The 15267-nt window shown below is 60.1% G+C and carries 13 protein-coding genes; 7 read left to right on the top strand and 6 right to left on the bottom strand.

Going from position 1 to position 15267, the window contains the following annotated elements:
* The first annotated feature begins 42 nt into the window (after positions 1 to 42).
* The 4 genes from PseuLF5_RS20635 (at position 43) to PseuLF5_RS20620 (ending at position 7916) form a co-directional block, all read left to right on the top strand.
* Complete coding sequence (locus PseuLF5_RS20635; RefSeq protein WP_123463822.1) at positions 43 to 762, top strand: DNA-3-methyladenine glycosylase; 720 nt, start codon at positions 43 to 45, stop codon at positions 760 to 762.
* Between the two features lie 134 nt (positions 763 to 896).
* Positions 897 to 2213, top strand: coding sequence for a bifunctional DedA family/phosphatase PAP2 family protein (locus PseuLF5_RS20630; RefSeq protein ID WP_340134627.1), 1317 nt, complete (start codon positions 897 to 899; stop codon positions 2211 to 2213).
* 477 nt (positions 2214 to 2690) lie between these two features.
* Positions 2691 to 4211: a hypothetical protein gene (locus PseuLF5_RS20625; protein ID WP_340134625.1), complete on the top strand. Its 1521-nt coding sequence runs from the start codon at positions 2691 to 2693 to the stop codon at positions 4209 to 4211.
* A gap of 204 nt (positions 4212 to 4415) precedes the next feature.
* Positions 4416 to 7916: a calcium-binding protein gene (locus tag PseuLF5_RS20620; RefSeq protein WP_340134623.1), complete on the top strand. Its 3501-nt coding sequence runs from the start codon at positions 4416 to 4418 to the stop codon at positions 7914 to 7916.
* Positions 7917 to 7924: 8 nt separating this feature from the next.
* Here the strand turns inward: PseuLF5_RS20620 and PseuLF5_RS20615 are convergent, their stop codons facing one another.
* The 3 genes from PseuLF5_RS20615 to PseuLF5_RS20605 are packed head-to-tail and all read right to left on the bottom strand — an operon-like array spanning position 7925 to position 9604.
* Positions 7925 to 8515, bottom strand: a complete 591-nt coding sequence (locus PseuLF5_RS20615) for an LON peptidase substrate-binding domain-containing protein (RefSeq protein ID WP_123463814.1) — start codon at positions 8513 to 8515, stop codon at positions 7925 to 7927.
* A gap of 10 nt (positions 8516 to 8525) precedes the next feature.
* A complete protein-coding gene (locus tag PseuLF5_RS20610; RefSeq protein ID WP_123463812.1) occupies positions 8526 to 9242 on the bottom strand; it encodes an LrgB family protein in 717 nt (238 codons plus the stop codon).
* On the bottom strand, positions 9242 to 9604 hold the full coding sequence (locus PseuLF5_RS20605) for a CidA/LrgA family protein (RefSeq protein WP_123463810.1): 363 nt from the start codon (positions 9602 to 9604) through the stop codon (positions 9242 to 9244). The genes PseuLF5_RS20610 and PseuLF5_RS20605 overlap by 1 nt, the downstream gene beginning before the upstream one ends.
* A gap of 180 nt (positions 9605 to 9784) precedes the next feature.
* On the opposite strand from PseuLF5_RS20605, the gene PseuLF5_RS20600 reads away from it, so the two are divergent.
* The 3 genes from PseuLF5_RS20600 (at position 9785) to PseuLF5_RS20590 (ending at position 12748) form a co-directional block, all read left to right on the top strand.
* On the top strand, positions 9785 to 10240 hold the full coding sequence (locus tag PseuLF5_RS20600; RefSeq protein ID WP_007909575.1) for a MaoC family dehydratase: 456 nt from the start codon (positions 9785 to 9787) through the stop codon (positions 10238 to 10240).
* 111 nt (positions 10241 to 10351) lie between these two features.
* A complete protein-coding gene (locus PseuLF5_RS20595) occupies positions 10352 to 12079 on the top strand; it encodes a C13 family peptidase (protein ID WP_340134619.1) in 1728 nt (575 codons plus the stop codon).
* A 27-nt stretch (positions 12080 to 12106) separates the two neighbouring features.
* The gene (locus tag PseuLF5_RS20590) at positions 12107 to 12748 is read left to right on the top strand and encodes an oxidoreductase (RefSeq protein WP_123463805.1); all 642 of its coding nucleotides are present in this window, start codon (positions 12107 to 12109) and stop codon (positions 12746 to 12748) included.
* Positions 12749 to 12798: 50 nt separating this feature from the next.
* Here PseuLF5_RS20590 and PseuLF5_RS20585 read toward each other — a convergent pair whose 3' ends face one another.
* The 3 genes from PseuLF5_RS20585 to mpl are packed head-to-tail and all read right to left on the bottom strand — an operon-like array spanning position 12799 to position 15069.
* Entirely contained in the window at positions 12799 to 13083 is a 285-nt protein-coding gene (locus PseuLF5_RS20585; RefSeq protein WP_340134616.1) for a YceK/YidQ family lipoprotein, read from the bottom strand.
* Positions 13076 to 13723, bottom strand: a complete 648-nt coding sequence (ubiX, locus tag PseuLF5_RS20580) for a flavin prenyltransferase UbiX (protein ID WP_102354554.1) — start codon at positions 13721 to 13723, stop codon at positions 13076 to 13078. Before ubiX ends, PseuLF5_RS20585 begins: the two co-directional genes overlap by 8 nt.
* The gene (gene mpl, locus PseuLF5_RS20575; protein WP_267801445.1) at positions 13720 to 15069 is read right to left on the bottom strand and encodes a UDP-N-acetylmuramate:L-alanyl-gamma-D-glutamyl-meso-diaminopimelate ligase; all 1350 of its coding nucleotides are present in this window, start codon (positions 15067 to 15069) and stop codon (positions 13720 to 13722) included. The genes ubiX and mpl overlap by 4 nt, the downstream gene beginning before the upstream one ends.
* Positions 15070 to 15267: the final 198 nt, after the last annotated feature.

Below are 15267 nucleotides of genomic sequence, written 5' to 3'. Positions count from 1 at the left end.
TTATCATTACGACCTCTTCAGCCTGGATAAACCTTGCCTGCCATGTCCAACCTGACCGCTCGCAACCACGCCGAAAGCCTGCCGCTGGGGCTCCCGGACGCTTTTTTCGACCGAGACGCCCAAGTGCTGGCAAAGGATCTGCTCGGCAAAGTCATCCGTCATCGTGTCGGCAGTCTGTGGCTGAGTGCGCGGATTATCGAAACCGAAGCGTATTACTGCGCGGAAAAAGGCAGTCACGCATCCCTCGGTTACACAGAAAAGCGTAAGGCTTTGTTTCTGGATGGCGGCCACATCTATATGTATTACGCCCGTGGCGGCGACTCACTGAATTTCAGCGCGCAAGGGCCGGGCAATGCCGTGCTGATCAAATCGGCGTATCCGTGGGTCGATGACATCAGCGGGCAGTCGAGCCTGGCGCAGATGCTGCTGAACAATCCGGATGCACAGGGTCGTCCGCGCCCGTCACAAAAACTCTGCGCCGGGCAGACATTGCTGTGCAAGGCTCTTGGCCTGAAGGTACCGGTGTGGGACGCCAGGCGTTTCGATCATGAAATGCTCCTGGTGGAAGACACTGGACCGACACCGACCCACATCATTCAGACGACGCGACTGGGCATCCCCCATGGCCGCGACGAACACCTGATGTACCGCTTCGTCGACGCCAGCTATGCGCAATGGTGCACACGGAACCCGCTGCGCCGGGGTCAGGTCGAAGGGCGCGACTATTTCCTGCTGTCGGGGTCAGAAGCAGGTCTGAACTAAAAGGAATTCCCTGCGGGCGCGAGCCTGTTCGCGAAAGCAGAGGGTCAGCCAAAAGAGATTCAACTGACACACCCTCTTCGCGAGCAGGCTCACTCCCCCAGCGAGCCGATTGAATATTTGATGGAGTTTTTTGTATGGGCCCATGGCTCGATAGCGTGACCGGTTGGCTGGCGGCCAATCCCCAGTGGCTGGCCGCAGCGGTGTTTATCGTGGCCCTTGTGGAATGCCTGGCGATCGCCGGACTGATCGTCCCTGGCACGGTGTTACTGTTTGCTGTCGCCGTACTGGCCGGCAGCGGCGCGCTGTCGTTGAGCGAAACCCTGTTGCTGGGTTTTCTCGGCGGGATTCTCGGCGATGCAATCTCGTACTTCCTTGGCCGGCATTTCCACCAGAACATCCGACGCCTGCCGGGGCTGCGCCACCACCCGGAATGGATGGCCGGGGCGGAAACCTATTTCCAGCGCTACGGTATCGCCAGCCTGTTGGTCGGCCGCTTTATCGGTCCGTTGCGGCCGATGCTGCCGATGGTGGCCGGCATGTGCGATATGCCGTTCCCGCGTTTTGCCGCCGTCAGCCTGCTGGCCGCCGCCGGGTGGAGCCTGGTTTACCTGCTGCCGGGCTGGGCCACCGGTGCGGCCATCCGCTTGCCGCTGCCCGAAGGCTTCTGGCTGGAAGCGGGCATTGTCGCCGCCAGCATCGCGGTCATGGTTGGCCTCAGTGTGAACAGCAGTCTGCGCCGTCACCGCCGGGCAACCCTCTGGATCAGCAGCATGAGCCTGCTGATTCTGATCGGCCTGTTCATCGGCTATCCCTATCTGAATGCGCTCGATCAAGGGGTGATGACCCTGGTGCAGGAGCATCGTCAGCCGATGCTGGATGAAATCGCGGTGACGCTCACCCTCATCGGCGAATTCCGCAACATGCTGATGTTCAGCACCCTGCTGACCGTGCTGCTGTTGCTGTGCCGGCAATGGCGACAGGCGCTGTTCACCGGCGGCACGTTGCTCTGCACCGCTCTGGCCAACACCGCGACCAAGCTATTCTTCGCCCGTGTACGCCCGGAGGTGCTGACTGACCCGATCACCAGCTACAGCATGCCCAGCGGCCATGCCTCCGGCTCGTTTGCATTGTTTCTGACTCTGGCCGTCCTTGCCGGACGTGGACAACCGCCCCGACTGCGCCTGACCTGGCTGCTACTCGGCTGCATTCCTGCGCTGGCGATTGCCCTTTCACGGGTTTATCTGGGCGCGCACTGGCCGACGGACATTCTCGCTGGCGCGATGCTGGCGAGCTGCGTGTGTGCGGCAAGTCTGTGGCTGAGCCAGCGCAAGGCTCCCCTCGGTGCGATGCCGTACAAAATCTGGTGGCTGATCATTCCGGCACTGGTGCTGCTGTTCAGCCTCTTCGTCCTGCGCCATTTGCCGCATACGATGTTGCGTTACGCCTACTGATAGCCCCTCTCTCGCCACTCTCTGCGCATTGACGCCGGGAGTGGCGCCGCACTCCCCCCCGCTCCGTTCTGACAGTTGCTCTTGATTGACTCAAGTGAGTGGCTGCTGCGCATTAAACAAAAAACCAAGTTACATATTTAAATTAAACATCTTCACAACCAACACTTCACCAGTGCAAAAATCCATTAAATTAAAAAGCATGACACTGACTCCACCCCGAAGAAAAATTACTTGAACAGAACAGCAACTGAACGCATTAACCATTAATAAATTTAAACACCTATTAATAATGAGCATTCCATGAGTCCTAAAATACCGCGCAAACATTCGACTTCAACTTCGCAAAGTACAGAGACAACAACACCAATAGCGCATCGCTCCGACAACCCGCCAGGCACTTCGATCCCTCTTGCATCAAGGCCCTTTGGCACGCCAGACACGACAAACCCGTTTCGGCCCCGTCATCCAGAGCAGAGTGTGAGTCACGCCCTGCCGCCGACGGTTGAAGTGACTGCGCTCCCCAACCGGAACGCCGGCCAGGCAACGGCCAACAGTCCGGTGGACCGATACTGGAGCGCCACACCTCTCCTGCGCGGCATGCAAGCTGCTGACGGCGAGGGTTTTCGCTACGTGGTCGGACGCAAATTCGTCGATGTCGAGCATGACGGTGAGGTGCACACCGCGCACGCCGGCCTGGATGAAACCCTCGGGGTTTATCGGCTGAAAATGCTCACCGAACGAACACCTTCCGGCCCGATCCTCTACAAAAATCCCGAAGAGCCTACCTGGCGCCTGACCGAGCAACGCCAGTCCCCCCTGAAACGTCCCGCAGACACTGCCAGCGAAATGGCTCAGGCCTCTGGTTTGCCAGCAAAACAGTTCAAGCCGACGAAGTCCGAAAACCCCGTCACCGATCTGCTGCAAAACGCCCTGAGTCAGTTGCATCCGACCTTGAGTGCGGATCAACGCCAGAAGTGGTTGCAGTCTTACAACCTGTTGCCCAGTCAGTTGTCTCGCCTGCAACGAGACTTGCGTACAGAACTGAAAATCCCGCAGTGGGCCGAATCACACAAACGCCTGGTTGAAGACCCTGGCAGTCCGCAGCGTCTCGACGCCCTCGCCCGCGACATGGTCAATGAACTGAACCTGAAACGCGGCGCCCGACACCCCTGGTATGACCCCGAAACCAGCATGACCGATGCCGTGCGCGAGGCACTCCTGGCGAAAGCAGGTTATCGGCGCAACAAGAACAATTGCCTGTACCGCACCGATGTCCCGGCAATGTTCAGAGGCGATGATCGCACGCCCTTCGAGATCGCCAGAGACGACACCATGCTGCCTCGCTACCGCCACAGCCCCGGCGCCTCGACCGAAAAACCGATCAGCTCCACGTTCAGTCTCAAGGAGGGCATCGGTTACGCCAGTGCGCCCGATCCCGAATACCTGCTCTACAACAGCCAGACGAACAAACACCCGGGCAAACTGAAATCCGACGCCAGCGACAGTGATTCCGACAGCAGTGAATCTGCTGAGTGGTCGGATGATCCCGATAGCCCGGTAGCCTGGGATCATGACCGCGATTACATTGCGACCCGGACAAAACAGACGGTCATGTTTCTTTACGTACTGGATACCCGAGGTCTGGAGGTCGTGCCGCACGAAGAAAATCATCTGTTCAACTCGAAGGTTGAGGACACTGCCAGCTGGTTTCCCGATGACGAGTACGAAGGTCTGGTGTCTGTCACCACCAAGGGTATCGAAGCAGAGCGGGTCTGGTTGTTGAACACGGAAATGACGAAAGCGGCCAAGGTCAAAGACATTGATCAGGCGGCGGGAGACCGTGCGGATTTCATAGAAGAATCGACCCACTTCGGCACGTCCAATAAAAACCAGTATGACGCGTTGATCGACAAGGTCGAGGCCTTGGGTGATCCAATACTTCGGCTTTCAGGCAATAAAAATGAATTTGCCGATGACATCGTCTGGCCCGAAATTTAAACAACTCGATACTGAGGGCAGACTTCATGACGACCACCCTATGACATACGACCACAGCAGAACTAACATCTTATTTAAATATCAAGAAACCAACTAACTGCACCGCTCAACTTTCAACCTTTATATTCACACTACAATTTTTCCCAACGGAATACCGATTCCAACACCGGTGTCCGACCACGCCTGTTTTTAAAGGATTAAATAATGGCGAAACTTATTACAGCATCAGTGGAACCCACCCTCGATGCAGTCATTCACATCACGCCGATCAGTACTTCGGCCAACCACCATGCGCCGGTCTCGCGACAGGTTGAAATCGTCCCCAGCGCACCACCGCTGACACCGCCGCCCGCCCGCCCTGTGCAGAACCCTGCGCCTCTTGCACTCAAGACGCTCGACAAACGCCTGGGGCCGCTGCGCATCGGCGAGTTCACGATCAGCCGCGTGGAACTGCAAGCCATGGGCGCGACAGTGAATGGCGAACACATCAGTGGCGCCAATGCCCACCTGGAGGCCGCCGACAAAACCTTTCTCGATGCGCTGGGTTTCGATCCGGCTCAGGTCGAATCGCGCATCAAATCCACGGACAACCCCGACAGCAGCAAAGTCGCCACCCTGTTTTTCGAGATTGCCTGCAAACGCTCACCCACTGCCGCACCGCTGTTCATTGCCTCCACGCCTCTTGCACCTGGCAACCCGATGGCGCGCTTCGACAAACTGCTGGGCTCGGCACAAAAAATCGACATCCATCGCGTCGATTCCCTTGAGCACATGCCGGGCTGGGTCAACCGCAGCAAAAGTTATTTGCAAAGCGGTGCCGGCGTCGGTCTGCAGGCCTACGGCATCTACAGCGGCCTGATCGGGATTACCGAGGCGATCAAGGTCGGCGATCTCGGCGAAGCCGCGTTCAATGCCGGCGGCATCAGCAGTGAAATCGGCTCGCTGATCATCGAGCGGGGCTTGAGCAAGGGTGGCGAGGCAATGTTCCAAAGTGGCGCGACGGTGTTCAACCGGTTTCCCGCCACCAGCATCGGCAAGACCCTGAGTCGCGGCGCGGGCCTGTTTGCCAGCGCCATCACGCTGCCCTTCGACATCATTGGTGCGGTCAAGGCTTTTAACGCGGCGGCGGGCACGACAGGCAAGGCAGCGCAGGATCACTACGTCAGCGGCGGACTCAGCGTGGCCGGTGCGGGAATCAGCATCGCCCTGGGCCTGGCGGCGCTCGCCGGTTTCGGCAGCGTTGCCGGCCCCCTTGGCCTGGCCGCGGCAGCCGTACTGGTACTGGGTGCGGAAATCTACCGCGCCGCGCGGGTTGTCGATGACATTGATGACTACATCGAGCTGGGTTTCCATGAGCGTCTGCGTTCGGGCTGGTTTGCCTTCACCCATCAAGAGCTGGATCAGGACGTGATGGACCGGTTCAGGATCGCCAAGGCCACCGGCGACCACCGCCAGCAACAGCAGGCCTCGGCCACCGCCCTGTTGCAGGGAGCCTATAAAAACTATATCGAACACGTGGTGAACGGCAGCTTCAATGTCCAGTTACGCCCGATCAACGTATGGCGCCACCAGTGGGACGCGAGCGCCGGCGAACAACCGTTCAAAATCGAGAACGAGCCGGTGGTAGTTTCCAGCGATGACCACATTGATGCGCGCGACGGTTTGCCACCCAGCCTCGAGCGCGTCGTCAGCGGTGAGGCCGGCGACGGGAAAGGCGTGTTGTGGCGCCTGGATGACGGTTACGACCGGGTGGTCGGGGTGAAAAACAAACCCAACTACTTTACCTATCGCACCGACGCCAAAAACCTGACCGGTGGTGACAAGGACGACACCTTCCTCTTCGAGGTCGCCGAGACCGAGTTCGACAGAGCGGTGCGGCCAGCACGCACCAGCATCCTTGATGGCAGTTCAGGCACCGACCTGCTGGCGTTCGAAGGGGCACGGCCCAGGCGTGAAACCCGCTTTGTCGGCCATGACGTCCACTTGCCCAGCGGAGAGGTCGCACTGCGCAGTGGCGACCCGCAAATCGCCGATATCAGCGTGGCGCAGATCAAGGACATCGAGAACATCTCGACCCTGCGGCAGGGTTCGAGCAAGGTGACAGGCGATGATCGCGCCAATGTCATCGTTGCCAATGGCTACGACACCGTGACCGCCGGAGCAGGCGACGACAAGTTGGTCATTCGCGGTGCGCAGGTCAACGTCGACGGCGGCGCGGGGACCGATCGCTACTACATCGCCGAGACGTCCATCGAGGCGACGATTGTCGAAAACGGTCAACAGATCAGTCACATCGAACTCGGCTGGCCAGCAGAGAACATTCAACAATGGCGAATTGTCGGCACCTCGCTGGTCATCACTTCACGACGGGGCGCAGACGGCGAGCTGCCGGAGCACACCCTGACCATCGAGAACGTCTACAGAACGCTCAATGGTCAACGTCAGGTGATCAACAACCTGCTGCGTTTCATCACGTCTGATGGTTACGAGCTATTGCCGGTCCTGCCGGCGCTGCTGCAGGACCTGTTACCCCACACGACGGAAGTCATCGTGACCGTCAACGGCAGCCGCCCGCCGGCCCCCTGCATCATCAACGGCGGTGTTCTACAGCCCAAGGCTGCGCAACCGCAACATTACTTCATGTCGCGCAACAACCGCAGAGTAGACTTCAGCGTGCCACACGGCACGGCCAGAACGTCCAGCGTCATTCACCTCGACTACAACAGTACCGAGTTGCTTGGCCTCGGCATCACTTACAGCGTTGACAGCAACAAGGGCGTATCGGGGTTTTCTTACCTCACCTACAGCGCTTTCACGATCCGGCTGCAACTGCTAGCAAAAGCTGTTTTTCTATCGAATGTGGTGGGCGAGCGATCCGACAATAAAACCGACGTCGGTGGTGGACGCATGGCCGCCGGCATCGAAACCCGGCATGACGTAGTGCTGGTGTTCAAGGATGGCGAATCGTATCGCCTCGTGCCGCCAGCCCTTTCCTATATCGCAGATTCCGCAGCCCCCGGTTACCAGTCACGGCCAGCACCGGAGTGTCTGAAACCGCGGCATGGCCGCTATCTGTTCAACCGTCCACAGGTGACTGAACGCCATCTGCTGCCCGTGCATCCCGGCAAGGTCGACATCAATTCAACGCAGCATAAGGGCAAGTACGCCCTACAGGGTCAAAGCTCAATCTACGACGTCTATCCGTCGAGCAACGCGATCATCAGCCTGTCGACCCCCGGCGCTCAGGCCAGGACCGCCAACGCGTCGACCTGGACGTTCTACAGCACACGGATGACCGAAACGGTCACCCGCAGCGATATCCGCCTCAGTGGCAATGAACTGCATGTCGCCAGCGTGTTGATCGAATTGCCCGACATCGACGAAGAAACCCCCGTGGAGTCCATCAGTGTGGCGACGTCATCCGGGAACATTTATGAAGTGTCGCTGCTGTTCGAAGTGTTGCAGCTCTACGTCATCGAAGCCCGGGGCTATGCCACGCTGGCGGCGCTGCTGGAGGACATCCGGCAACACCGGGAACGCCACGAACTGGCTTCGCAGGTGTTCGTCTTGAACATCGGCTCCACCGCCGAAAAAAGCGGTCATATCTATTACAACGCGAGCAAGGACTACTGGGGCATCGACAGCGACTTGAGCTATCGCATCAAACCGCAAGACCTGGTGATAAACCGCGCACTGATCGCCTGATGCGCAGCTCAGGCGAATAACTCACCTTGCAACTCATCCAGCAGTGCCTGAATGGCATCCAGGCGCTGTTGCGGATCATCCAGTTGCAGCAGGTCGATCTTGTCTTCTTCGGCAAAGGGCAACAGGTAGGCCAACTGATTGGCCAGTGACTGCTGACCAGGCGCGTCGGTGCCCATGTTCAACGCCTCGACCATCGGATGCTCGGCCAGGGCCTTGAGCAGCGCCACCAGGTCGGCGTCTTCTTCCTGCAAGGGTTGCTCCGGCTCGTCGTCCAGCCACTCGACGTCAGCGAGAATCAATTGGTCGCGCTGCACTTCGGTGCGCAGCACATGGAAGCGGCGCCCGCCCTGCACGCGAATCCCCAACAGCCCGTTGTCCTGCTGCTGGAAATCGGTGATCAGCGCTTCGCAGCCGACCAGCGCAAAACCCTGCGGCGCGAGGCCGACTTCGCTGCCGTCGAGGATGCACACCACGCCGAAGCCGCCGCCCTGTTTCATGCAACGACCGATCATGTCCAGGTAGCGCGCCTCGAAGATCTGCAAGTCGAGATTGCAACCGGGAAACAGCACTGTGTTCAGCGGAAAAAGCGGCAGGCTCATAGACATTTCCTTAGACCACCATCGACACCGCCAACGGCAGGAACACCGCCGTGGCCACGCCCATCAGACTCATTGCCAGCGCCGCGAAGGCGCCGCACTCATCACTTTCCTGCAACGCCACCGAGGTGCCGACGGCGTGGGCTGTCATGCCCAACGCCATGCCGCGCGCCTCGGGGCTGTGTACGCCAAGGCGGGTCAACAGTGCCGGGCCGAAGATCGCGCCGATCACCCCGGTGATCAGCACGAACACCGCCGCCAGCGCCGCGACGCCACCGATCTGCTCGGCCACCAGCATGGCAATCGGCGAGGTCACCGACTTCGGCGCCATGGTCATCAGGATCATGTGCTCGGCGCCGAACCACCAGCCGAGCAACACGCCCATGCCCGTCGCGACCACACCACCTATCACCAGCGTAGTAAAAATCGGCCAGAACAATTGGCGGATGCGTTTGAGGTTGAGATACAGCGGCACCGCCAGCGCCACTGTCGCCGGGCCCAGCAGAATGCTGAGGATCTCAGTGCTCTTGCGGTACTCGGCGTAAGTCAGGCCGCAACTGACCAGCACCCCAATCACCAACAGCATGGAGACCAGCACCGGTTGCAGAAAGATCCAGCGGGTTTTCTCGAACGCCGCCAGCACCAGTTGATAAGCACCGAGGGTGATGCCGATGCCGAACAGCGGATGGTGAATCACCGACGCCCAGGCGCCGTGCCAGTCGAAGAGCATCAGGATTCCTCCGATGGCGGTACATGACGCCGGACCAGACGCTGCATCAAGACCCCGGCGAAGGCCATCGACAGAATCAGCGACACCACCAGTGCGCCGACAATCGCCCAGAAATCCGCGGCAATTGCCGAGGCGTACACCATCACACCCACGGCTGGCGGCACCAGCAGCAAGGGCAGATAGCGCAACAGACTGCCGGCCGCGAGGTTCAACGGCTCGCCGACTTCCCCGCGAACGATCAGGAACACCAGCAGCAACAGCAGGCCGATGATCGGCCCCGGCAGCACCGGCAACAGCAAGTGATTGAGCGCCGTGCCGAGCAATTGAAACAGCACCAGCAGGGTCAGGCCACGTAACAACATCTGACATCTCCGACAAAAAGCGCCGAGCATTATAAGCACGCCTGCGCTATGGATCGGCATTCGCCAAAAGCATGGTCGGTTGACCGGAGCAAATCGCCATGATGATCTACAGTGGTTCGCAGGGCGGTCAAATCCCCCACCTGAAAAACTATAAAACCGATGAACCCAAGGAGAGTCTCAATGCCCTATGTTCCCGTTGCAGAGCTCAAAGATTATGTCGGCAAGGAACTCGGACGTTCCGAATGGCTCACTATCGATCAGGAACGCATCAACCTGTTCGCCGAAGCCACCGGTGATTATCAGTTCATTCACGTCGACCCGGTCAAAGCCGCGCAAACGCCATTTGGCAGCACCATTGCCCACGGCTTCCTGTCGTTGTCGCTGATCCCCAAATTGATGGAAGACATCCTGATCCTGCCGCAAGGCGTGAAGATGGTGGTCAACTACGGTCTGGACAGCGTGCGCTTCATCCAGCCGGTGAAAGTCAATTCGAAGGTCCGCCTGAAGGTCGATCTGGGCGAAGTGACCGAGAAAAAACCCGGCCAGTGGCTGCTCAAGGCCACCGCGACACTGGAGATAGAAGGCTCGGACAAACCGGCCTATATCGCCGAGCCACTGTCGCTCTGCTTCGTCTGATGGTTCTGGATGCGAAGCAGCGCACGCTGTTTCGCGTCAACACTGTTTTACCGGCTGCATTAGGTCACACAGCTGCGGCATACTCGGTCGCCTAATTGCCCGGATCCCGCTATGCGCTCACTCGCGACTCTTGCCCCCCTTGCCTTGACTCTGTTGCTGGCCGCTTGCGGCGACGGCGAATCGCTGTTGCCGCCGGATGCGCGTCTGCCGGACGGCGGGCGCTATCGCGGTGAGCTGGTCGATGGCTTGCTGCAAGGTCAGGGCCGCGTCGACTATCCCAACGGCAGTTGGTACGCCGGGCAGTTCGACAAGGGCCAGTGGCATGGCCAGGGCGAATGGCACGGCAGCAATGGCGAGGTTTATCGCGGTCAGTTCCAGCAGGGATTGTTCGATGGCCAGGGCAGCCTGACCACCAATGCCAGCAGCTACACCGGCGGTTTCAAACAGGGCCGGCGCGACGGCGAAGGTACGCTGAAAGAAAACGCCATGACCTACCGTGGCGAGTTCAAGGCCGATCAATATTCGGGGCTCGGCCGCCTGGAAATGGACGACGGCAGTTCCTATCAAGGCCAGTTCGCCCACGGCAAGCCCAACGGCGAAGGCCAGCGCGGCGATGCCAGCGGCAATTCGTTCAGTGGCCACTTCGTCAATGGTCAGCTGGAGGGCAATGGCACCTTCAACAGTGCCGACGGCGACATCTATGTCGGCGGCTTCAAGAACAATCAACTGCACGGCAAAGGTCGTTACGAAAACGCTGACGGCGATGTCTGGCTCGGCCAGTTCAAGGAAGGCGCGCTGACCGGCAAGGGCGAACTGATCGGTGCCGACGGCAGCCACTACATCGGTGCGTTCAGCGACTGGCGCTTCAGCGGTCAGGGGCGCTTGAACCTGTCCGACGGCAGTTTCTACATCGGCGGCTTCGACAACGACAGCTATGCGGGACGTGGCACCCTGGTGCTCACCGATGGCACCGTGATGAGCGGCACCTGGATCAACGGCCAGCGCGTGCGCGATGCCGATGGCAAGTTGCTGCCCGATACCCTTGAACTCGGCTTGCTCGCCCAGGGACGTCTGCTCGATGACGCGCTGGCCGCCATCCCCGCTTCGACCCCAGCGGTCGAGTTGTACACGTTGACCCTCGGCGGCGATGGCAAGCAAAGCGTGTTTCTGCGCGAATCAGACTACGTGGCCAACATGCTCAACACACGTTTCGGCGCCTACGGTCAGATCCGCCTGGTCAACCACCGCGACCATCTCGGCGACCGACCGATGGCCACCCGTGAGAACCTGCGCCGCGCCGCGCAGACACTGGCCGAACGCAGCGGCCCGGAAGACTTGCTGTTCATCTACCTGACCAGCCACGGCACCGCCGAGCATGAACTGGTGCTCGACCAGCCGCGCATGGAGCTGGCCGACCTGCCCGCCGACGAACTCAGCGCCGTGCTGGCACCGCTGAAAAACCGCGACAAGATCATCGTGATCTCGTCGTGTTACTCCGGCGGTTTCATTCCCGCCCTCAAGGACGAACACACGCTGATCATGACCGCGTCGCGCGCCGACCGGGTGTCCTTCGGCTGCTCGGAAGAAGCCAACTTCACCTACTTCGGCGACGCGCTGTTCGCCCAGGCGCTGAACCAGACCGACGATCTGGAGCAAGCCTTCAAACTCGCCAGGGCCACCGTCGCCGAACGCGAACTGGCGGACAATTTCGAAGCCTCGGAGCCACAGATCTGGGCGCCGAAAGCCGTGCTGTCACACTGGCAACTGCTGCGCAAACAGCAAGCAAGAAAAGCATTGCAAAGTGCTGCGTTGAACGACGGAGCTACAAAGAGCAACTAAGCTGAACAGTATCAAGGGAGAGACACCATGTACTTGACGCCTCAGCACGTATTGCTTGCCGGAGCCACCGGTTTGACCGGTGAACATCTACTCGACCGTTTGCTCAACGAGCCAACGATTTCACGCGTGCTCGCCCCTTCCCGTCGACCCTTGGCCGAACATCCACACCTGGAAAACCCGGTGGGCGATCCGCAGGCGTTTCTGCCGCAACTCAGTGGCCGCGTCGACATCGCCTATTGCTGCCTCGGCACCACCATCAAACAGGCCGGCTCGGAAGCAGCGTTTCGCGCGGTAGATCTGGACATGGTCGTGGCGTTCGCCAAACGCGCGCGGGAGATGGGTGCGCGGCACCTGATCGTGATCAGCGCGATTGGCGCGGATCCGAAATCGTCGGTGTTCTATAACCGGGTCAAAGGTGAAATGGAGCAGGCGTTGCGTGCGCAAGACTGGCCACAGCTGACCATTTGCCGGCCATCGCTGTTATTGGGTGATCGCGCCGAACCGCGTCTGGGCGAACAACTCGCCGCGCCGTTTTCCAAACTGATTCCAGGCAAATACCGCGGCATCGAAGCCTGCCAGCTGGCCCGGGCGATGTGGCGCCTGGCGCTGGAAGAGCAGGATGGGGTGCGGGTGATCGAGTCGGATGAGCTACGCAAATTGGGCAAGTAACCTGAAATCGCTATCGCCAGCAGGCTGGCGATGAAGTGCGCAGCACTCCCCTACAATCCGCCAGTCGCCTGAAAACTCACGCCGATCACGGTGAGCAACGACAACGGCAACAACAACGTATCGAGCAACGCACTCGCCGGCAGGTCCACCCCCGGATAACTCGGCGCCTCAGCGCCGAAGCGATCCATCGCACAACACCCGCCATTCAGCGCGTACAAATCCAGGCGCGTGCCGGAATACACCACCGGCGCCCCCGGCTTGGCCGCATCCAGCGTGCGCACAGTGGCGCACCCGGTCAGTTGCAGCGCCAGCACAATTGCCAGCAGCTTATTCATCGCTGCTCAGATGATGCTCGCCCCAGCGCGGCAGCATGTCCTGCGGAATGCCCAACAGATTGAGAATCCGTGCGACGACGAAATCGATCAGGTCGTCGATGGTCTGCGGCTGGTGGTAGAAGCCCGGCGACGCAGGAAGAATGGTTACGCCCATGTTCGACAGCTTGAGCATGTGCTCCAGATGAATGCTCGAATACGGCGCCTCGCGCGGCACCAGAATCAACTGGCGACGCTCTTTCAATGTGACATCGGCAGCGCGCTCGATCAGGTTGTTGCAGGCGCCCGTGGCAATCGCCGACAGCGTACCGGTGGAACACGGCACCACCACCATCGCCGCCGGTGCGCCAGAGCCCGAGGCCACCGGCGACATCCAGTCTTCCTTGCCATACACGCGAATCTGCCCGGCAGCCGCGCCGGTATATTCGGTGAGGAACGCCTGCATCATCTGCGGCTTGGGTGGCAGCGTGACATCGGTCTCGGTGGCCATCACCAGTTGCGCGGCCTTGGAGATCAGGAAGTGCACCTCGCGATCTTCGCGCACCAGGCAATCGAGCAGGCGCAAACCGTACTGCGCGCCAGAGGCGCCGGTCATGGCCAGCGTGATGCGTTCCGGGCCGCCATCCTGGGAAAGAGTGTTCATTTCAGCGCCTCGGCGAGTTTGCCGTGCAGGCCGCCGAAGCCGCCGTTGCTCATGATCACCACGTGAGTGCCGGGCTGGGCCTGGCTCTTCACTCGTTCGATGATGCCTTCGAGGGAATCGCTGACAATCGACGGCACCGTGCACAGTGCGGCGGTGCCCGCCAGATCCCAACCCAGGTTGGCCGGGGCGTACCAGATCACCTGATCGGCATCGACCACGCTGTCAGGCAGACCGTCACGGTGCGCGCCGAGCTTCATCGAGTTGGAGCGCGGCTCGATGATCGCGATCAGCGGTGCGTCGCCGATGCGCTTGCGCAGACCGTCGAGGGTGGTGGCGATGGCGGTTGGGTGGTGGGCGAAATCGTCATAGATGGTGATGCCGCGCACCTCGGCGACTTTCTCCATGCGGCGTTTGACGTTCTTGAACGCGCTCAACCCGGCGATGCCCATTGATGGAACCACGCCAACGTGCCGTGCCGCCGCCAACGCGGCCAAGGCATTGGCGACGTTGTGCTGACCGGTCAGCTCCCATTCGACGGTGCCTTGCGACACACCTTCAAACATCACTTCAAACGCCGAACCGTCTTCGCTGAGCAGTTTGACCTGCCACTGACCGCCGGCACCGGTGGTCTGCACCGGGGTCCAGCAACCCATTTCGATCACGCGCTGCAAGGCCGGTTCGGTGGTCGGGTGGATGACCAGGCCTTCGCTCGGAATGGTTCGCACCAAATGGTGGAACTGCCGCTCGATCGCCGCAAGATCCGGGAAGATGTCCGCGTGATCGAACTCAAGGTTATTAAGGATCGCGGTGCGCGGGCGGTAGTGGACGAATTTCGAACGTTTGTCGAAGAAGGCGCTGTCGTACTCGTCGGCCTCGATCACGAAGAACGGCGTACCGCCCAGGCGGGCCGACACCGAGAAGTTTTGCGGCACGCCACCGATGAGGAACCCCGGGCTCATGCCGGCGTGTTCCAGGACCCAGGCGAGCATGCTGCTGGTGGTGGTCTTGCCGTGCGTACCGGCCACCGCCAAGACCCAGCGACCTTGCAGCACGTGATCAGCCAGCCACTGCGGGCCGGATACGTATGGCAGGCCTTTGTTCAGCACATATTCCACCGCCGGGTTGCCGCGGGACATGGCGTTGCCGATCACCACCAGATCCGGTGCCGGATCGAGTTGGGCCGGGTCATAGCCTTGCGTCAGTTGAATGCCTTGTGCTTCAAGCTGCGTGCTCATCGGCGGATAGACGTTGGCATCGGAGCCGGTCACGTGATGGCCCAGCTCTTTGGCCAGCACAGCCATCGAGCCCATGAAAGTCCCGCAGATACCCAGAATATGAATGTGCATAGTCGACCTCGTAAAACATGGCCGCAGGTTAGCGTAGGGAGGGGGAAATCGCACTCTTTAGGTGAGGAGCGGGGCTGTGATCTGGCTTAATGATTCTGGACACCCTTAAAGGGCGGTAATCTACGCCCAGCGAAGAGGTGGCATTTGACTAGACGATATTTTTCGACAGATTTCAAACGGGATGCGGCTTGCCTGGTT

Source organism: Pseudomonas sp. LF-5 (genome assembly GCF_037626295.1).
Taxonomy (GTDB): Bacteria; Pseudomonadota; Gammaproteobacteria; order Pseudomonadales; family Pseudomonadaceae; genus Aquipseudomonas; species Aquipseudomonas monsensis.
This window is presented reverse-complemented; position numbering and strand designations above follow the sequence as displayed.